This is a genomic window from Flavobacterium notoginsengisoli, from assembly GCF_014207905.1.
Lineage (GTDB): Bacteria > Bacteroidota > Bacteroidia > Flavobacteriales > Flavobacteriaceae > Flavobacterium > Flavobacterium notoginsengisoli_A.
Map to the genome: position 1 here is coordinate 436428 of NZ_JACHLB010000003.1, position 19063 is coordinate 455490.

Here is a 19063-nt window from a genome sequence, read left to right on the forward strand (position 1 = left end):
TCACCTGTTTTAAGTGTCTGCAAATATGCAAAAATTACTTTTAAATTTTCTGTTTTTAAATTTCTGTAGAGGATGAAAATCGTATTGAAAAATTTTCTGTCTACTAGCAAACAATACATCGATTGATCATTCGTCTTATTTATTAAGAGAGAAAATTAAACCAAAACTGTAACACGAAGATAAGTCGCAGGAATTAATGTAGAATTTGTGTCATTACTTTTGTTTTGGCTATTAACTAATCCTTCAAGCTTAGCATACAAATCGGAAGTTTTCCCGTTTTGTTCAGCAGCTTCAAAAGCATTCATAGTTGGACCATAATAAGTTTTTAATCGATTTAGCCATTCCGAAGGTGGAAATGCTGCTTTAAATGTGAAGGTATCTTTCTCAAATGCAATATTTTCTTTAGGAACACCTGTATTTGTAAATCTTTCGATTACGTTATCTTCAATACCCCAAAGCATTGGACTTACAAAACCCTCAGGAGGTGGTGGTGTAAATTCAGAACTAATTTTCAGGATTTGCGCAATCAATGTTGGATCTCCCGGTATCCAATTACCCATTATAATTTTACCTCCAGGTCTTGTAACACGGACCATCTCTTTAGCAACATCAAAAGGTTTTGGAGCGAACATTGCTCCAAAAATGCTCATCGTAACATCGTAAGATTGATTTTTCAATTCATTCAAATCGGTTGCGTCACCTTCTTGAAATACAATATTATCCAATCCTTCTTTTTTTGCTCTAAGATTGCCAGCTTCAACTAAATTTCTTGCTATATCAACACCTAAAACATTGGCTCCTAATTTTGCCGAAGGTATTGCGGTGGTACCATCGCCACAGCCGAGATCTAAAACGTTACTATTTTCTTTAATTCCAATTTTGGCAACCAATTCCGCTCCACTTTCTCTCATAGATTCTGCGACGCGCGTAAAATCGCCTTTTTCCCATAATGCTTTGTTTGGATTCATCTTAATGTTATCAGTGATTATAGTGCTGATACCGCACTTTTACTTAATTTGTAAACATCTTCTACCATTTTTTTAAATTATCACCAGTTAATCATAAAAGGCATTTAAAAAACTACTTAAAAAGAAGACACAAACAAACAATCAACTGATAAACAATTAGTTAATCAAAAATAAACAAATTTACATGAAACATTTCACTACCTCACCTATTTATTTTTTTAACGTGCAGATTATAAATTTTTAGACCACTATCCCATAAATGGAAAACAATTGGAATACCAATACTATTATAATATTTTTACTGAAGTCATGCTCAAAGAACCCGCTAATAATTTATCATTAAAAAGTTCTATTTCATCCGTTTTATCTTTTAGACCTAAAGTATAAAGCAGAGGCAGATAATGTTCTGGAGTTGGAACTGCCAATTGTACCGCTTTATTTAATTTCTCAAAATCAATTAAAGGCTGAAAATTTCCGTCTAATAAATAATTATTTACAGTTTCACGTGCTTCAATTGCCCAATCGTAACCGTAATTATCTTTGTCGAAATTTCTAAAATCGACCATTCTAAGATTATGAACAATGTTTCCGCTACCAATAATTAAAACGCCTTTGTAGCGAAGGGCTTGAAGCTTCTGAGCCAATTCAAAATGATATTGCCCAGATTTTGTATAATCGATACTTAACTGAATTACCGGAACATCAGCATTTGGATACAAATGTTTAATTACGCTCCAAGCGCCGTGATCTAACCCCCAATGTTCATCTAATTCTACCATAACAGGATCTAAAAGTTTTTGCGTTTCAACAGCCAATTCTGGACTTCCCTTTGCTGGATATTGAACATCAAAAAGTGCTTGTGGAAAACCTCCAAAATCGTGAATCGTTCTTGGCATTTCCATTGCAGTTACTTTTGTTCCTCTCGTAAACCAATGCGCCGAAACACACAAAATAGCATTTGGCTGTGGTAATGTTTTTGCTAAATTCCGAAAACCAGCTACAAACTGATTTTCTTCAATTGCATTCATCGGGCTGCCATGTCCTAAAAATAGAACTGGCATTTTATCTGTATTCGAAAACGTTGAAGAAATCGAATGTAAGTCGTTTAGTGTTGTCATTTGCTGAAACTTTTTTGTTTTGCCACGAATTTCACCAATTACACTAATTTGCACAGCTTAAAAATAATTAGTGTTAATTCGTGAAATTCGTGGCAAAAAACTATTCCTCAAAACTCTCGTCTTTAAAGCCTATCAAATATAACTTATTTTTAGCACGTGTCATAGCGGTATAAAGCCATCTAATATAGTCGCGATCGATTCCGTCTGGCAGATACGGTTGTTCTACAAAAACCGTATTCCATTGTCCTCCTTGCGATTTATGACACGTAATTGCATAGGAGAATTTAACCTGTAATCCGTTAAAATATTCGTTTTCTTTTACTTTTTGGAATCTCTTGTATTTCGTTGGTTCGTCTTCATAATCCTTCATTACTTCCTCGTACAAACGATTTGATTCTTCGTAAGTTAAAGAAGGGGATTCGCTTTTTAAAGTATCTAAAATTAAAACCGTTTCAAAAGGCTTTTGTTCTGGATAATCGACCATCCTGATTTTGACTTTCGCAAAAGTAAATCCGTATAATTCTCTGATTCCAAATAACTCTAAGACTTCAATAATATCACCGTTTGCAATAAATCCCGCCTCATCTGTTTCTTTTAGCCAGAAATAATTATTTTTTACCACCATTAAGAAATCGCCAACCGAAAGTTCGCTTTCTTTAAATAAAATTCGGCTTCGAATCTGCTCATTGTATTGATTGGCTCTTTTATTAGAACGAACAATAAAGGCTGTATCTTCAATACTGTAATTGCTATACGCCATATTAATAGCGTCTTGAATATCGTAACCGTCTGTTAATCGAACAATATCTTTGAATTTTTTTACCCTAAATCGAAACTCGGTAATAAAACTTTCTTTCAATAATTCGCGTAATTCTGTTGCATTGTACAAAATTCCAGAACTTTCTTCCTGACGCATTACTTCGTCCAATTCTATATGTTCAATTTCTTTGCTGTAATGAAAGCCCAAAGTATCAATATCTAAAGCTGGACTAACATCTAAATTTACCGGCGGAAGCTGAGCTGTATCTCCTAAAAGAATCATTTTACAGTTTTGCCCTGAATACACATAATTGATCAAATCGTCTAAAAGTGAACCGCTGTCTAATGTACTATCAGAAATCATCGAAGCTTCATCGACGATAAAAATGGTGTTTTTATGTTTATTGACTTGTTTTGTAAAAGCTACTCCTCCACCCGATGATTTCTTAGGGAAATATATTTTTTTATGAATCGTAAAAGCTGGATTATTCGAATAATTCGCAATTACTTTTGCTGCACGTCCAGTTGGTGCCAACAAAACATATTTTTTATTAATGTCTCCTAAATTATTTACAATTGTAGAGATTACGGTTGTTTTTCCTGTTCCAGCATATCCTTTCAAAACAAAAATAGTATCGTTTTGCGGTTCGGTTAAAAAAATGGCGATTTTTTGAAAAAAAATATCCTGTTTTAAAGTTGGAACAAAAGGAAATCGTTTTTGTAAAATACCGTAAAAGTTTGCTGAATTCATAAGGAAAAATTGAAATGCAAAGTTCGCTTTTTTTAATGAGAACAACAATTAGAATGTAAATAGCAAAATTAAATTCAAACCATATAAGCAATATCAGTTCATTTAAAAACAAACAACTAAAATTGACTCAAATCACTTATATGGTTCAAAAAAATTAATGGTAATGTAACGTCTTCCTAACTTTACTCTGAAATTGTTTTTTGAAATTGCAATTATAATTGTTCCTTTTTAATTTGTAAGTTTGTGGTCGCTTAAATTCTTTCTTGATTTAAAACAGGTAACGAATTGTAAATCAACTATGTCATTACAAAATACTAACATTACTTCTAAAAATTACAAAAAACTTTCGATTCAGGTTTCACTGACGGGATTTTCATATTGCTGTTTTGATACTTTAAATAATGTCATTACTTCGTTTAAAGAAATTCAATTTGACAATTCAAACAAAACAACAAAAATTGAAGATTTATTTGCGAATGCGTTTAAGAATAATCCTGAATTAAAAGGAATTTATGATGAAGTAATGGTTATTCACACTAACAATCTCTCGACTTTTGTGCCAACAGCATTGTTCGACGAAAATTACTTAGGAAGTTATCTCCAATACACCACAAAAGTTTTCGATACAGATTTTTTTACGTTTGATCAAATATCCAATTATCAGATGAATTCGGTTTATATTCCGTACGTGAATATCAATAATTTTCTAATTGATAATGTCGGTTCTTTTGACTACAAACATGCCAACAGTATTTTGGTAGAAAAAATCTTGGACAATTCTCGCAATGACGACGACAAAAAAATGGTGGTGAATTTTAATCCAGGAAATTTCGAAATTATTGTAGTACAGAATCAGAAATTATTGCTGTTTAATTCTTTTGAATACAATACTCCAGAAGATTTTATCTATTATATCTTATTTACGGCAGAGCAATTAAGCATGAATCCAGAGAGTTTTAAATTAGAATTCTTAGGAACAATTAAAGAAAATGATCCATTTTATGCTATTGCATACAAATATGTTCGCCATATTTCTTTTATGGATGTCACAAAAATTCAAGAAAAAAATAACTTTTCTAAAGCTGAAAATCAAAAACATTATATCTTATTTCAATCATGAGAATCATTTCAGGCAAATACAAAGGGCGTCGAATTAATCCGCCAAAAAATCTACCTGTAAGACCAACGACTGATATGAGCAAAGAAGCATTATTTAATGTTTTGAATAATCATTTCAATTTTGACAGCTTAAAGGTTTTAGACTTGTTTTCGGGAACTGGAAATATCAGTTTTGAATTCGCTTCACGCGGAAGTGCTCCAATTACGTCTGTAGATGGCGATTTTGGCTGCGTAAAATTTATCAAACAAGTTTCATCTGAGTTTGATTTTGATATCGCTGCGACAAAAAGTGATGTTTTTAAGTTTTTGGATAATGCTAAAACTACGTACGATATTATTTTTGCCGATCCTCCTTACGGATTGGATCAAGCTATTTTTGAAAAAATCGTTTTGACTGTTTTTGAAAAAGATTTGCTTGAAGAAGACGGAATGATGATTATCGAACATTCTAAATATACCAAACTCGATCATATGAGTAATTTCTCTTTTCAGAGAAGTTACGGCGGTTCTTTTTTTAGTTTCTTCGAATTAAATTCAACCGATGACGACGAAGAATTACCACACGATACTTCAAAAAAAGAATCTGAAGAAGAAGATTATTAGATTATAAAATTCCAAAATAAAAAAATTCCAAATTCCAAATTTTAAATTGGAGATTGGAATTTTCTTTTTATTGTTCCCTGCTTAATTTTGGAATTTGGACCCGAGCGATAGCGAACAGGCGAAGCAATTTGAATTATTGGAATTTAAATCTTACCTGATTCTATTTTCATTCTCATTGACGCTCTTTTCTTTAAAATCACTTTCTTTAATTTTTCCAAAAGAATATCTGAGTGTTATAGAAATTTCATTGGCATCGACCAAATATCTGGCTTTCGAACTTATATTGTTGATTGTAAATCGATCCGTATAAATTGTATTCTTAAAAATATCATTATAGTTTAAAGTACAAGTCCAGTTTTTTCCAAACGATTTTGCCAGAGACAAATCAAAAATCAACTTGGCATTTCGTTCAAAAACACCTTCTTTTTGTTTGGTTGCGCCCCAAAAAGACAAAACAAAAGTAAAATCTTTTGGAAGTTTAAAAGTGTTATTGGAATAGTAATACAAATAGGTTTTAGAAGAATTGAATACAGCAAAATCATCTTCGATTTTGTTGGTTGCAAAAATTAAAGAATTAATATTTGTCCAGAATTTATAGGTGAAAGGCAATGTAAATTCAATATTATAGCCAGATTCTTTTCTGAAGTTTTTTTCCGTAAAAGTCAACACATTATTTTGATCATCAAATACAAAATCTTGATAAGTGGGATTTTTGTTTTGATAAAAAGTCAGTTTTACCGATTTATCATGATATTGAAAAACAGTTGAAATTACATCGATAAAAGTTGGCCTCAAATTGATATTGCTTCCATAAACAAAATACGGATTAATGTAAGTCGCAATCATACTTAACGAAGAATAACTAGGCCTTGCAATACTTTTAGCATAATCGACACTTAAACTTTTTGTACTGTCAATTGCAAACGAAAACTGGGCTTTTGGAAAAAGATTCGTATAATTTTTATCAATCAAAAAAGCATTTTCTGTACTGTATTTTCCGCTGACATTGGTATTTTCCAATCTAAGTCCGACAGAAAAATCAACTTTTTTAATTTTGCCTGAAAGCTGCGTATATATAGCTGAGTTGGCTTCTTTAAAATTATAATCGAAAGTCGTGTTTTCATTTTTATCATAAGCAAAAACATCATAATCCGATTGGGATTTGGCACTGGAATACAATCCGCCATATTCCCATTTCATTTCATTTTTAAACTTTTTTTCTAAATCAATTCTGCCCGAAAACACATTAACGTCAAACTTCTGATTGCGGTTTTGCGATAATTCTAATTCTGTTTCATTATAATCATTTTGAACCAAACTCCACAAATACTGATTAAAATTAGAACCCTGAAGACCAACAAACAATTGTGTGTCAATCGCTTTTATTTTCTTCGAATAATTGATAAACGAATTAATAAAATTCTTTGAACTGGAATTATCACTAAATGTAAAAACGTTATTTTCTTCGTTTTGATTTTTATTAAACGTAAATGTGTTAATATCAAAAGTGTCGTTTCTTCTTCTTCCATTTACATTCACAGAAAAATAATCTTCTTCATTAATTTTATAAAATAAACCTCCTCCAAAAACATATTCTTTTCTGAAAGTATCCGCCGAAACATCATAATCTGACACAATATTGGCTTGTGGAATCTGATACGCAATACTGTGATTTTCCCACGGATTTAATTTATTATAATTAAAATTGGCTTTCCATTCCAGTTTATTCTTTTTAAGGCTTGAGTTAAATCCTAAATAATTATTATAGTTTGTTTTGAAAGAAGCAGTTTCCGAAACATTCGTTTTAAAACCTTCTTTTCTGCTTAATTTTCTGGCAATCAAAATCACCGCACGGCCTTCGGCTTCATACTTTGAAGATGGATTCTGAATAATTTCAATTGTTTTAATATCATCTACAGACAAAGCATTCAAATCGTTCATTCCTACTTTTTGATTATCGATATAAATCAGCGGATTTCCTTTGCCTACAATCGAAATACTTTCACGGTCAGCACTCACTTGTACATTGGGAAGTTTCGAAAGCAAATCAACCGGATTTGGGATGGAATTGTAAACCGAATTAGCAACATCAACTTTTATATTTCCGTTTGAATTGGTAAAAGTCTTTTTGTTTTGAGAAATAACAACTTCTTTCAAATTCTCATTGGAAATTGAATCTTTTGGCGTTTCATTTTGCGCATGAGCAACAAATGAAAGACAGAAAAGCAAAAGTGCGATTAAAAGTTTTAATGGCAGATAGATATTCATTTTTTACTATTTTGTTTTTTGACATTGCAAAAATGCTCCGAAAAACCAATTGCATAGGTTAATGGTAGGTTAATGCGGAGTTAACGGACATTTTATGCTTTAAAAACATTATTTTTGAACTGAATTTTATTGGTATGAAACAAAGAATCAATTTATTAATCTCATTTTCTGTAATCGCGCTTATTGTACTGATGACAGTACAATGTTATTTGGTAAAAACGGCTTACGAATACAAAGTGGCGCAGTTTCATACGCAGATTAAGAATGAAATTGGTAAAATCACAAATAATTATAGCGATATTGATTCGGAATTAGTTGCTAAAAAAGAAGCACTTTACAAAAGCTTATCTGAAAATTATATAAAAGGAAAAAACACCAAAAAGGATATTAAAATTGGTGTTCTGAAAAATGAATATCAAAGCGCCGTAACACGGCAAATTCAAAGAAAATTTGAAAAAGATTTACCTTATTTCAAAATTGATTTTGCCATTGTTCTAAACAAATTTATTCTATATCAAAACGCAAAAAAGAACGATACTATTTTTTCCGAAAAGCCTTTTATTGAAAACAAACTTTACGGAAATCTAAATTCTTTAAATCAAGCTTTTTTGGTTCGAAGTTATGTCGGCATTACAAACGGAACTTTTCAAAATCAGAACTATAAACTGTTGACAGAAGACTCTATGTATGTTTCGGTTATCGATTGGGAAATGATTATTTTAAGAAGAATGACTTTTATTCTGATTCTTTCCCTATTATCGATTCTGACTTTAATTACTCTTTTTGTTATTGCTTTGAAAGCTTTGATCAAACAAAAAAAAGTTAGTGATGTTAAAACAGATTTTATCAATAATATTACGCATGAACTTAAAACTCCGTTGGCGACTTTAGGAATTTCGACTAAGATTTTAGAGCAAAAAAACATTCGCGACAACGATGAAAATTTTACTTCAATCGTCAACACTATTTCTCGCCAGAATAATCGTTTACAAAATTTGATTGATCAGGTTATGGCCAATTCTCTAGCTGAAAACGAAATCGAACTACAAAAAGAAAAAATTGAAACCGAAGATTTTCTTCTTTCTATTGTAAACGACTTTAAAATTACTTTTCCAAAAATCAATCTTAAGACCGATTTTCAGACTCAAAAAACGATTTTAGTTTTAGACAGATTTCATTTAACAACAGCATTCTTGAATGTTTTGGAAAATGCAGTAAAATACGGTTCAAGCACTATTACAGTAAAAACCAAAATAGTAGAAAACCAATTCTCAATTACTTTTGAAGATGATGGAATTGGAATTGCAAAAAACAAACAATCTTTTCTTTTTGATAAGTTTTATCGCGTTGAGCAAGGAAACCTCCACAATACAAAAGGTCTTGGTTTAGGCTTATATTATGTTGACCAAATTGTAAAAGCGCACCAAGGTTCTATTAACGTTATAAGCGATTTAGGAAAAGGATCTCAGTTTACTATTTTATTAAAAGTCTAATTACTTTATTTTGAAAAAATTACTTTTAGCCGAAGATGATTTCGATTTTGCCACCATCTTAAAACAGTATTTAGAACTGCATCAATTTGAGGTTACTTGGGCAGAAAATGGCGAAATAGCTTTAAACTATTTTGAAAATCAAACTTTTGATATTTGCATTTTTGATGTCATGATGCCAAAATTGGATGGCTTTTCTTTGGCAGAAAAAATAATTACAATCAATCCCGAAATTCCTTTTATTTTCCTGACAGCCAGAAAATTAAAAGAAGACAAAATTATCGGATTGAAATTAGGTGCCGACGATTATATTGCAAAGCCTTTTGAAGTTGATGAACTGGTTCTACGCTTGCAGAATATATTGAAGCGAATTGAACAAAAAAGAACTCTAGAAGGAAAAAACATCATTGAAATTGGCTCGTACATCTTTGATAATGAAAGATTAACTTTAAATAATAAAAATCACGTTCAGCAGCTTACAGAAATGGAAGCTTCTCTTATTGAGTATTTATATCTAAACCATAACCAATTATTAAAAAGAGATCAGATTTTAATGTCTGTATGGAAAAAAGACGATTATTTCTCGGGAAGAAGTATGGATGTTTTTATCAGTAGACTGAGAAAATACTTCAATTCTGATCCAAAAATTAAGATTGAAAGTGTTCGAAATATTGGCTTAGAATTTAAAATAGAAAAACCTTGACGAATCAAGGTTTTTCTATTTTTATACTTGAAAGATTATTTAATAACCCAACCTAAAGTAAAGTTTCCAACTGGTACAAATTCCGTATCATATTTATCGAAATTTACTCCTGGTCCAATATTAAATTCTAGATTAAATCTTCCCTTATAAGTACGTTGTAACCCCCAAAGTGCGGCTACTGTAAAAGATTGTGGATAATTTCCGTATTTTTCATTGGTAGAAAGTGACTGAAAATTGTAGAGTGCGTTTACCGCAACAAAATTTCCAGAGTTAAATGCGGTTCTTTTTCCTTTTTCAGCTCTTTTCTTCAAATTATAATAATGACGGAATTGTTCATTTATTAAAGGAAAAAAATAGACATTTCCTTCATCGTAATAACTATTGTATCGATATCCTAAACCTAAAGCAGCTTCTGAATAAAGCGTATTCTTTGCTGACAATGCGTGTTCATAAACAATTCCAGGAAAAAGCATATTGATTTTGAATTGATTTTTTACAGCTGTCGGAGCATCATCTTGAGCTTTAGCAACATTAAAAAAGAGAACAGAAATAAATAGAACAAAGTAGTTTTTTATCATTTTTGGTTTGTTAAATTGGTTGAAGCAAAAATAGTATTAAAAGTATATTTTCCTAATTTTTATTCCGTTATTTTCTTACAATATATGTTTTAGAATCCTACTATGCAAATCATATAATTTAAGTAAACAATTGTATAACAACAATTAAGCCTTTTCATAATATATTTGTTAGAGAACTTTAAAATCTAATCGCCATGAACCTAAAAAGATTTTTCGGAGGACTACTTACCATTCTTGGAATTGTAGGACTTATATATACTGGGATTTTATTTGCGGGCGCATCTGCAGAAACCAGAGACATTAAAGCGGTAATTATCTATGGAATTTTAGGAATTATTTTCTTTACTTCTGGAATAAGTTTAGTGCGTACTACAAAAGATGAGTCGTAGAAAGTAAAATGTTTTTCTCGTTGATTTAGCAAATGATGCAGATTCTATAAAGGCTGAAAAATTAATTAGCTAAATCTACGAGAAAAATTTAAAAACCTACTTAATCAAAACCTCAGCGATCTTTTCATAAAGAGGCGTTTTTACTCCATATTTTTTTCCTTCGTTTACAACAAATTGTGTCAGCGAAAGAACTTCGGTATTTTTACCAGCCAGTAAATCTCTATGCATAGACGATGTGGCTTCTTTGGGTGATTTTTCTAATTTTAAAATAGTTTGTCCGACAATATCATGTGGTAATTTCAAACCTTTTGCCTGTGCAACATCTTCAATCTCATGTAGCAATTCTATATAAGTAATTTTAGATTCTGAATTACTCAAAATCTCTCCAATATTCTGATTCAAGTAAGAAGTTGCTGAAGCTAAGGCAGAAATAAAAATAAATTTCTCCCAAACTGTTTCGTCTATATTTTTAACCAAATAACTTTCGATTTTTGCCTTTTGGAGAATACTTAGCAATTCTTCCATTTTTGAATCTGATGCTGTTCTAGAACCGAAAAACAGTTTTTCATAAAAGCCAATTTTACGAATAGTTCCAGGCGAAAAAATCATCGAAATAATGTAAACGCAACCTTGCAGAACTTCATTTTCAGGAAATAGTATTTGAATTCTTTCCTGTGCATCAACGCCATTGTATAAAGGAAGAATTACAGTTTCTTTTTTGATACAGTTTTTTAAGGAAGTTAAACTTTCTTCAATATCATAGGTTTTGGTTGCACAAATTAAATAATCCAGTTTCCCAATTTCTTCTGGATTATTGGACACCAAATTTGGTCGAACAATTGTTTCAAAATTATCTGTCACAATCTTTAGTCCGCTTTCTTTTATAGCTTTTTGAGATTCGCCTCGCGCTATAAAAATTATTTCATAATCATCCGATTTGAAATACGCTTTCGCCAAAAGTCCGCCGAAGTAACCTCCAACGCCTCCAATTCCTAAGATTCCTATTCTTTTCATTGTTGTTTTTTTATGCCACGAAGGCGTCAAGACAATATTTTTTTGCCACAAAGGCACTAAGACACTAAGTTTTTTTAATCTCGTAAAGTCGCGGAGTCGCCAAGTTTTCTCTTATTTAAATATATTTTGCGTCTTAGCGACTTTACGAGCACTATTAATCTCAAAAGAAAACCAAAAACTTTACGCCTTCGTGACTTCGTGGCAAAATGCAAATTATTCTTCCAAAACAGGTTCTAAATTCAACTCCGTAAAATCTCTTTCTGTTTTAGAAATAATAATCGTTGCAACCGTATTTCCAATCAAATTGGTTATCGCTCTGGCTTCGCTCATAAATTTATCAACTCCTAACAAAAAAGCCAAACCTTCAACAGGAATTTTATGAAGTGCTGTTAAAGTAGATGCCAAAACAATAAATCCGCTACCAGTAACGCCCGCCGCGCCTTTTGAAGTAATCATTAAAATTCCGATTACGGTTAGAATTTCGAAAAAACTCAAATGTACATCGTATAATTGCGCCAAAAATATAACCGACATTGATAAGTAAATAGAAGTTCCGTCGAGATTAAAAGAATACCCTGTCGGAATTACAAGCCCAACTACCGATTTGCTGCAGCCCATTCTTTCTAATTTGACCATAATACTTGGCAAAGCCGCTTCTGAAGAAGAAGTTCCTAAAACAAGTAAAAGTTCTTCTTTAATATATTTTAAAATAGAAAGAATACTGATTTTATAATATTTCAGAATACTTCCTAAAATTAGAAACACGAATAAAGCCATAGTCAAATAAACGCAGAGCATTAATTTTCCAAGCGGAATTAAAGTTTCTAATCCGAACTTTCCGATTGTGTAAGCCATTCCTCCAAAAGCACCAATTGGAGCCAAATACATAACGTATTTTAAGCAAGTAAAAACGACTTTAGAAAAACGTTCTAAAACCAAAATGGTTTGTTCTCTTTTTTGATAAAAGTTCAAAGCAATTCCGCAGACAATTGCAGCCAATAAAACTTGAAGGGTAAAATTGGAAAAGAAAAACTGAAGCCACGAAAAATCTTTAGCGCTTCCGTTTGTATATTGACTTGCATCTCCTAAAGCCAAACTCGATTTATCTATCTTTCCAGGCTCAAATAAATAAGCTACAGCAACTCCAATTGCCAAAGCCACAGTCGAAACTACTTCAAAATAAGCCAATGCTTTTACACCAATTCTTCCAACTTTCTTTAGATTTCCCATTCCAGAAATTCCTAAAACGATTGTTAGAAAGATAATTGGCCCGATAAATAGTTTTATTAAGTCTACAAATCTTTTGCCTAAGATTTCCATTTTCATGCCATTTTCGGGTGAAAAATGTCCAAGCAAAACACCAGCGATAATCGCGATTAAAACCCAAAACGTTAGATTGGTAATGACAGTCAGAAAAAGACTTTTGTTATTTTTTGAAGAAGAATTTGGAGTTGGAATATTCATGAATTTGGGTTAGATAGTTTCACAAATATAAAAAAAATGCAGACCTATAAGCCGGATTCTGTTCTTGTCTTATTTTGCAACAAAACAATACCTTATCATTTATCTAGATCCCGAATTACTTCGGGACTCAATCTACCTACCCTTCGGCAACGAACGAGAAGCCCTTAAATGCCGATATACTTGGTATTTCACCGCATAGAGTTTACCTGGTTTCACTACAGCATTACCTGTACATACTTTCTGCTGCACTTGTCCTAATCCCGATTTGCATCGGGACCGACGGGCGTTACCCGCTATGCTTCTCTATGGTGTCCGGACTTTCCTCCCTCCCGATGAATCGGAACGACGATAAGGCGGTCTGCGCTGCAAAAGTAGCGATTTAAGAACTAACAATAATCATTTTAAATTTCAGTTTTTATGACTTTCATTCTAACTTTTTAATTTTAAAATAGTTATCTTTAAAATTGTATAATTATTAAATTCAGTTTATCATGAAAAGAATGTATCATTACGCAACTGTTTCAAAGGCTTTAGATCAACTGAATGAAAAAGGATTTACGTGCGATTTTAATCGAAATGCAGAAATGATTAAAAGAAATCCTGACAAATTTGAAATTGTTCATGTGTATCGATACGAGGGTAATTCGGACCCAGCAGATGAGGCAGTTGTATACGGAATTAAATCAACTTCGGGAAAAAAAGGAGTTTATGTGGCTGGCTTCTCGGCAGATTCAGATCAGGAAACAGCAAAATTTTTATTTGATTTAAGTATTAGAGGAAGATAGTTTTTCAGGTAATTTTTCTAAAATCAAAAAAAAAAAAAAAAAGAGAACAAACAAGGATTTAATAATCTATGTCATTCCGAGAAACGGAATCAAGCCTTTCTCGGAATGGCATATAATTATAAATTTTTATTCTATTCTTAAATCAATAAATATCAAAATTTATTTTTCAAATCCATTCTTCCATAAAGAATCCTTATAATTTCAATTTCTTCTTTTGAAATAATTTGATAAAATAATATATGCTCATTAGATTTATAACCTAATAATTTTTCTGCAACACCATTGTATTTCTTTCCAAGATTAGGGTTTTCAGCAACTTCCTGACAAGAATCTAGAAGTAATAAATAATATTTATCTGATTGATTTTCTGACCATTCATCAAAAGTATAATTCCAAATATCTGCTAAATCTTCGACAGCTTTATTTGTCAGATGATATTTAGCCATTCTTTCTCTTTGCTTTTAAACTTTCTTGATGTTCTTTCGGATCAAAATTTTCGGCACGTCCACTATTTACTCCTTCCTGAATTGCTTTTTTCAAAACAATTAATTTACTTTCTTCCTCTTCCAAAAGTCTTAATCCCGCCCTAACAACTTCACTCGCATTCTTATATCTTCCCTCTGAAAGACTGTTTTCTATGAAGTTTTCAAAATGATTTCCGAGCGATATTGAGGTATTTCTTCCCATTATATTTTTTATAAGATTGTAAAGTTACCAAAAATTGGTAATAAATATTAGAAATATTATCTCAATATTTAAAATTCGAAATAAAAAAAGCCCATCAAAAGAGGGCTTTATAAAAACAGTAAAACTATAATACTGTTGGTATTTTAAGTTTCCAGCCAGGCTGAATTAAATCGGGGTTTGAAATAATATCTTTATTCGCTTCGAAGATTGTTTGCCAAGAAACGCCAAATTCTTTTCCGATTTTCGAAAGTGAATCGCCACTTTTAACCGTATATTCTTTTGAAGCACTTTCGGAAACTTTAATATTCATTACAACATCCGCAGATCTATAATCGGGATCAATTGTTCCATAAGCATTCCAAAGTTTCTCTTTATCTTCTGCTGTTTTTACAACTCCGTCTATATACAATACATTATCTTGTTCCCTTACTTCCAAATCTGTGGTTCCCAATTGAGAAGCTAAATTTGTCAACTCTTTATATTTATCTTGTAAACTCATAACAATTTATTTTATAATTAATTTGTTATCTACTTTCTTCGGTTTCAATTCCTGTATGCTTTGCATTAAAGGCTGTAGTTTATCTCTTTTAATTTCTCCAGAAAGTGTTACAACGCCTCCCACAACAGTTGCACTAACACCTTCATAGGCGTCTACAACTTTGTGTACAGATTTATCTAATTCATTATCTGGGTTAATAACAACAGCTGCAGGCTCTTGATTGGCTCTGGCAATTTCACAGGTATTTACAACCGATTTTACCCCTTTTACGGCGCGTACACTTTTCTCTATATTTTTTTTGAAAATTTCATCATCACAAGTTCCGGTAATTGTGGCAACTCCATCATGAACTGTAACTTGAATTTCTGGCGTATCGTTTAATTTTTCACTAATTGCTTTTTCGATATCTGCGTCATTGGGTTTACATGATACCAAAGCAACACACATCATAATTCCTAATAAAACTGATTTGAATTTCATAACGTTTCCTTTTAAATAATTAACTATTCAAAATTAAACAGATTAAAAACCAAATCATTATAGGATATGCTTTTGGGTTTTATATGTTTTCCAGTAAATTTTTTGGATAAGATTAATTATTCATGCTTAGATACGTCATTGTAATGCCAAAGGACATTTATAATTTTCCATTCTCCGTTTACTTTAACGATATGCATGTAATCGATCCATTCGTCAGCATATAATTTTACCGAAGCTGTTTTCGCAGAAACGTCAAGTAACTTAACTTCTTTTCTTGGATTTTTCGGAAACTTATCTCCTTTTACATTATAGGTTTCGGCGAGTATAACCATGTTTTCTGCAAAGAATTCTGAAACATAATCTTTTTGAGCGGTTTTATTTCTAAAGACAGATCTTTTTACCATTCTTGGATGCAATGCACTTTCCATCAATTTAGGGTTTGGCGTATGTTGCGCTTCGATGTAAGCTAAAGCAACGCGCTTAATATCTAATGTATCCTGTTTTGTTTGTGACTGAATTGTAATAGAATAAAATACCACTGTAATGAGTACTAAATATTTTTTCATATAAAACAGATTTAAAATTTATCCTTTAAAACTTTAATTAATTCTTCCATCTGAAACATTTTCATTTTCACAACAGATTCTATTTTAGCCTCATTAGAAGCAATTATCAAAACTCCTTCATTATCTTCTTCATAACCAGCTTGCGTAGCATAAAAATTCGGATTTGAAATTAACGCTTCCTTCTTACCATCTTTAAACCATCTATAATTTGCTTCATAAATAATTTTATTTTCAAAAAATTGAATATTCTCTTCTCCATAAGTATTCCATAAAGCAACTCGAAGCGTGTAGAATCCAATAAGACTAAAAACTCCTATACCAATAAAATGTCCAACTTGAAAACCAAACCCAAATACGATGCTTGAAATTGCCCCTCCAATTGGCAAAATAAACAGAGAAAAAGCAATAAAAAACAATATTGCTCTAACAAAAATTGGCGATTTTTTTACTTTTAAGGTTAGAGTATTATTTGATAAATTATACGTTTCCATCACTACTTAAATGATAATTCTTATTTTAAAGTTTTTTATAATTTTACACTTTATTTTTCTAAAGCTGAAATAAGATTATTGATTTCCATTTTAAAATCATAATTCTGATTCTTCTTAAAATTATACAATTTATTACATACATCGACCAATCTTCCCATTAGAGAATGATCTGACGGCGACCAAGTTTTTCCAATATTAACTTTACCTTTTTTGCCAGTAGTCATGAAATAATAACTCTCCCCATCTGTAATAAAATTCATTTCATCATATTCTTTTGTTTGCTTTTCTAGAAGCTTAAACAGTTGGCTAATTTGATCAAAAAGTTCTTTATCAATTTTATTTCTTTCAGTAAAAAACTTCACCTCTTTTTTGTTTTCAGAATACCAATAACTTTCAGATAAGGAAGTTGATACTATAAAGTATTCGTTTTTTTTACTTTCAACACAAAATCCATATTCTTTATCAAATGAAGGAACAACGGCATACCTAAAAGAATTCTTTTTCTCTAACCCCTCATAAAGCTTATCAAATAAACTGATATAATAAGTATTGAAATTATTGTTCTTATCAAGAAATACAGGCTCTAAATGCTGCTTTTGGGCAAGACCGAAAAAAACATTTAGATTTAAAAATGTAAAGACTAATATTCGTTTCATTTATAGGTTTATAAAATTTAGAAATTGGCTTATTTTAAAATATTAAAACTAACTTCCAAGCTTGCCATATCTTTGCGTATCCGAAAAATACAGAACGATTTTTTTGCCATTCTTTCTGTAAGGATAAAACAACTCATATCGACCATTATAATTACTGTATCTTAATTCATTGCTATTTTTTTCAAAAACATTTTCTAAATAATCTCTTTCTTCTTTTGTAGTTTTATAAAGAAATCTGTTTTTCTGCGGCTGTATTGTATCTTTTAAATCTCCTTCGTAATAATCATCAAAACCTAAATAAACTGGAGATCCTTTTATTGAATCCTTAACAATTACTGTTACACTTGGAAAGTTTTTATCCGTTCCAGATAAGATCTCCAAAATATCTGCTGTTTCTTTTATATACTTTTCAGAAAAATTATAATTTACCAATTTATCACTATTGGCTTTATTTACAGCAATAATGGACTCTGCCGATTTAATCATTAATTTTTCTTTTTTGGCTGCTGTCAAATAATCACCGCCAAATAAAATAATTGCTATTAATGGGAAAATCAAGATCAGAGTCATAATTCTCCATCTATTTGATTTTGAATTTACAACATCCAGATTATGCTTTTCGGCAATTCGAGTTAAATTAAACATGATATTAATGATCAATGAACCCGCCATTAGGGCAAGAATCCCTAAAACACTTAAATAAAAAGATTCGGTCATATTTTCCCTAAATACTTTTAATCCAAAAACCTGAATAAGGATAAAAGTGAAGACCCAATAGACTAGTAACATTATCGAAATAATGCCAATGATGTTGCTTAATCTTACTATTTGTTTTGCGTTCATAAAATATGGAATTAATTGTTTCTATTTAAAATCAGATGCACTAACTTTCTCATTATACAAAAGTTCGATGATCTTAGCAGATTGTGCATCTTTCTCAACTCCAAATTTCATTTTAGAAAAATAAGTGAGTTTATTAAATTTCTTAAAGTCACTAAATACAACAGTTGAAAATGAATCTTTAGCTCCATTTACCGTTTCTGATTTGATAAGAAACCCTGATTTAGAATCAAAATACAAAAACACGACTTTATCTATGACAGAAGTTGCTTTTATCTTATGACACTTATTTGATTCAAACTCTTCAATTCCCAAATAATCAAGGTTATATAAAGTAGCATCTAAATAGTCTAGTTCATTAAAAATATTTTTCTTTAAAGGTTTATCCTTGTAATTCTCCTGATCTCCAAGAACTTTTTGACCATTATTTAACTCATAACCTTTTTCTCCATCATACCATGATTTATAGACTGTTCTATTCTGATAAACAATTTCAAAACTCCCAATATTTGGCAACATTTCTTTTACAATCCAATTAACATCTCTTCCCTGCATTTGGGTTTCAGAGTTAGTGTAAAGAGTATTTATACTTTTAATAAATTCTTTTCCTCCCATTGCATCAAGTGCCTTTTCTACAATAGAAACCGCTTTATTATTTTGTTCCTGAGCATTAAGAAAAGTAGATAAAAGGGTGAATAAAGTAAGAAGGCAAATTTTAATTGATTTCATTAAAATACTATTTAAAAGGTTAGTAGTTATCAGTAATAATAAATTAAATTTCGGATTAAAAATAGTACATTTTTTATTACAAAAAATTAATTATTATTGTATTTAA

Annotated in this window: 22 protein-coding genes and 1 other RNA gene; 6 read left to right on the top strand and 17 right to left on the bottom strand. The window is 31.0% G+C overall.

The window, feature by feature from the left end; translation table 11 throughout:
- Positions 1 to 155: 155 nt before the first annotated feature.
- From HNP35_RS12130 to HNP35_RS12140, 3 genes are all read right to left on the bottom strand, one after another.
- Positions 156 to 968 carry a class I SAM-dependent methyltransferase gene (locus tag HNP35_RS12130; protein ID WP_184162122.1) on the bottom strand — a complete coding sequence of 271 codons (813 nt, stop codon included), beginning with the start codon at positions 966 to 968 and terminating at the stop codon, positions 156 to 158.
- 287 nt (positions 969 to 1255) lie between these two features.
- Positions 1256 to 2086 carry a 4,5-DOPA dioxygenase extradiol gene (gene ygiD, locus HNP35_RS12135; RefSeq protein ID WP_184162126.1) on the bottom strand — a complete coding sequence of 277 codons (831 nt, stop codon included), beginning with the start codon at positions 2084 to 2086 and terminating at the stop codon, positions 1256 to 1258.
- A 100-nt stretch (positions 2087 to 2186) separates the two neighbouring features.
- Entirely contained in the window at positions 2187 to 3596 is a 1410-nt protein-coding gene (locus HNP35_RS12140; RefSeq protein ID WP_184162156.1) for an ATP-dependent DNA helicase, read from the bottom strand.
- Between the two features lie 298 nt (positions 3597 to 3894).
- On the opposite strand from HNP35_RS12140, the gene HNP35_RS12145 reads away from it, so the two are divergent.
- Both HNP35_RS12145 and HNP35_RS12150 read left to right on the top strand, forming a co-directional pair.
- Positions 3895 to 4716, top strand: coding sequence for a DUF3822 family protein (locus HNP35_RS12145; protein ID WP_184162159.1), 822 nt, complete (start codon positions 3895 to 3897; stop codon positions 4714 to 4716).
- Complete coding sequence (locus HNP35_RS12150) at positions 4713 to 5318, top strand: RsmD family RNA methyltransferase (protein ID WP_184162162.1); 606 nt, start codon at positions 4713 to 4715, stop codon at positions 5316 to 5318. Before HNP35_RS12145 ends, HNP35_RS12150 begins: the two co-directional genes overlap by 4 nt.
- Before the next feature lie 150 nt (positions 5319 to 5468).
- Here HNP35_RS12150 and HNP35_RS12155 read toward each other — a convergent pair whose 3' ends face one another.
- Positions 5469 to 7586 carry an outer membrane beta-barrel family protein gene (locus tag HNP35_RS12155; RefSeq protein WP_184162165.1) on the bottom strand — a complete coding sequence of 706 codons (2118 nt, stop codon included), beginning with the start codon at positions 7584 to 7586 and terminating at the stop codon, positions 5469 to 5471.
- A 134-nt stretch (positions 7587 to 7720) separates the two neighbouring features.
- Between HNP35_RS12155 and HNP35_RS12160 the strand changes: the two genes are divergently transcribed.
- Positions 7721 to 9079, top strand: coding sequence for a sensor histidine kinase (locus HNP35_RS12160; RefSeq protein WP_184162167.1), 1359 nt, complete (start codon positions 7721 to 7723; stop codon positions 9077 to 9079).
- A 10-nt stretch (positions 9080 to 9089) separates the two neighbouring features.
- Positions 9090 to 9779 (top strand): response regulator transcription factor, encoded by a 690-nt coding sequence (locus tag HNP35_RS12165; protein WP_184162170.1) that lies wholly within the window; start codon positions 9090 to 9092, stop codon positions 9777 to 9779.
- A 35-nt stretch (positions 9780 to 9814) separates the two neighbouring features.
- Here the strand turns inward: HNP35_RS12165 and HNP35_RS12170 are convergent, their stop codons facing one another.
- A complete protein-coding gene (locus HNP35_RS12170; protein ID WP_184162173.1) occupies positions 9815 to 10357 on the bottom strand; it encodes a hypothetical protein in 543 nt (180 codons plus the stop codon).
- 194 nt (positions 10358 to 10551) lie between these two features.
- On the opposite strand from HNP35_RS12170, the gene HNP35_RS12175 reads away from it, so the two are divergent.
- A complete protein-coding gene (locus tag HNP35_RS12175) occupies positions 10552 to 10746 on the top strand; it encodes a hypothetical protein (RefSeq protein ID WP_184162176.1) in 195 nt (64 codons plus the stop codon).
- Between the two features lie 96 nt (positions 10747 to 10842).
- On the opposite strand, the gene HNP35_RS12180 is transcribed toward HNP35_RS12175, so the two are convergent.
- From HNP35_RS12180 to rnpB, 3 genes are all read right to left on the bottom strand, one after another.
- Positions 10843 to 11760 carry a ketopantoate reductase family protein gene (locus tag HNP35_RS12180; RefSeq protein ID WP_184162178.1) on the bottom strand — a complete coding sequence of 306 codons (918 nt, stop codon included), beginning with the start codon at positions 11758 to 11760 and terminating at the stop codon, positions 10843 to 10845.
- Between the two features lie 213 nt (positions 11761 to 11973).
- The gene (locus tag HNP35_RS12185) at positions 11974 to 13224 is read right to left on the bottom strand and encodes a cation:dicarboxylate symporter family transporter (RefSeq protein ID WP_184162181.1); all 1251 of its coding nucleotides are present in this window, start codon (positions 13222 to 13224) and stop codon (positions 11974 to 11976) included.
- A gap of 31 nt (positions 13225 to 13255) precedes the next feature.
- Positions 13256 to 13589: RNase P RNA component class A (gene rnpB / locus HNP35_RS12190), an RNA gene on the bottom strand.
- A 126-nt stretch (positions 13590 to 13715) separates the two neighbouring features.
- On the opposite strand from rnpB, the gene HNP35_RS12195 reads away from it, so the two are divergent.
- On the top strand, positions 13716 to 14009 hold the full coding sequence (locus HNP35_RS12195) for a hypothetical protein (protein ID WP_184162184.1): 294 nt from the start codon (positions 13716 to 13718) through the stop codon (positions 14007 to 14009).
- Positions 14010 to 14161: 152 nt separating this feature from the next.
- Here HNP35_RS12195 and HNP35_RS12200 read toward each other — a convergent pair whose 3' ends face one another.
- The 9 genes from HNP35_RS12200 to HNP35_RS12240 form a co-directional block, all read right to left on the bottom strand.
- The gene (locus tag HNP35_RS12200) at positions 14162 to 14455 is read right to left on the bottom strand and encodes a type II toxin-antitoxin system RelE/ParE family toxin (protein ID WP_184162187.1); all 294 of its coding nucleotides are present in this window, start codon (positions 14453 to 14455) and stop codon (positions 14162 to 14164) included.
- Positions 14448 to 14696 carry a type II toxin-antitoxin system ParD family antitoxin gene (locus HNP35_RS12205; RefSeq protein ID WP_184162191.1) on the bottom strand — a complete coding sequence of 83 codons (249 nt, stop codon included), beginning with the start codon at positions 14694 to 14696 and terminating at the stop codon, positions 14448 to 14450. The genes HNP35_RS12200 and HNP35_RS12205 overlap by 8 nt, the downstream gene beginning before the upstream one ends.
- Positions 14697 to 14820: 124 nt before the next feature.
- A complete protein-coding gene (locus HNP35_RS12210; RefSeq protein ID WP_184162194.1) occupies positions 14821 to 15195 on the bottom strand; it encodes a LysM peptidoglycan-binding domain-containing protein in 375 nt (124 codons plus the stop codon).
- A gap of 6 nt (positions 15196 to 15201) precedes the next feature.
- Positions 15202 to 15675: a BON domain-containing protein gene (locus HNP35_RS12215; protein ID WP_184162197.1), complete on the bottom strand. Its 474-nt coding sequence runs from the start codon at positions 15673 to 15675 to the stop codon at positions 15202 to 15204.
- Between the two features lie 116 nt (positions 15676 to 15791).
- Entirely contained in the window at positions 15792 to 16241 is a 450-nt protein-coding gene (locus HNP35_RS12220) for a nuclear transport factor 2 family protein (RefSeq protein ID WP_184162200.1), read from the bottom strand.
- A gap of 11 nt (positions 16242 to 16252) precedes the next feature.
- Entirely contained in the window at positions 16253 to 16732 is a 480-nt protein-coding gene (locus tag HNP35_RS12225; protein ID WP_184162202.1) for a hypothetical protein, read from the bottom strand.
- Between the two features lie 50 nt (positions 16733 to 16782).
- Complete coding sequence (locus HNP35_RS12230) at positions 16783 to 17388, bottom strand: hypothetical protein (protein WP_184162204.1); 606 nt, start codon at positions 17386 to 17388, stop codon at positions 16783 to 16785.
- A gap of 48 nt (positions 17389 to 17436) precedes the next feature.
- On the bottom strand, positions 17437 to 18231 hold the full coding sequence (locus tag HNP35_RS12235; protein WP_184162206.1) for a peptidase: 795 nt from the start codon (positions 18229 to 18231) through the stop codon (positions 17437 to 17439).
- 21 nt (positions 18232 to 18252) lie between these two features.
- A complete protein-coding gene (locus HNP35_RS12240; RefSeq protein WP_184162209.1) occupies positions 18253 to 18957 on the bottom strand; it encodes a hypothetical protein in 705 nt (234 codons plus the stop codon).
- Between the last annotated feature and the right edge of the window lie 106 nt (positions 18958 to 19063).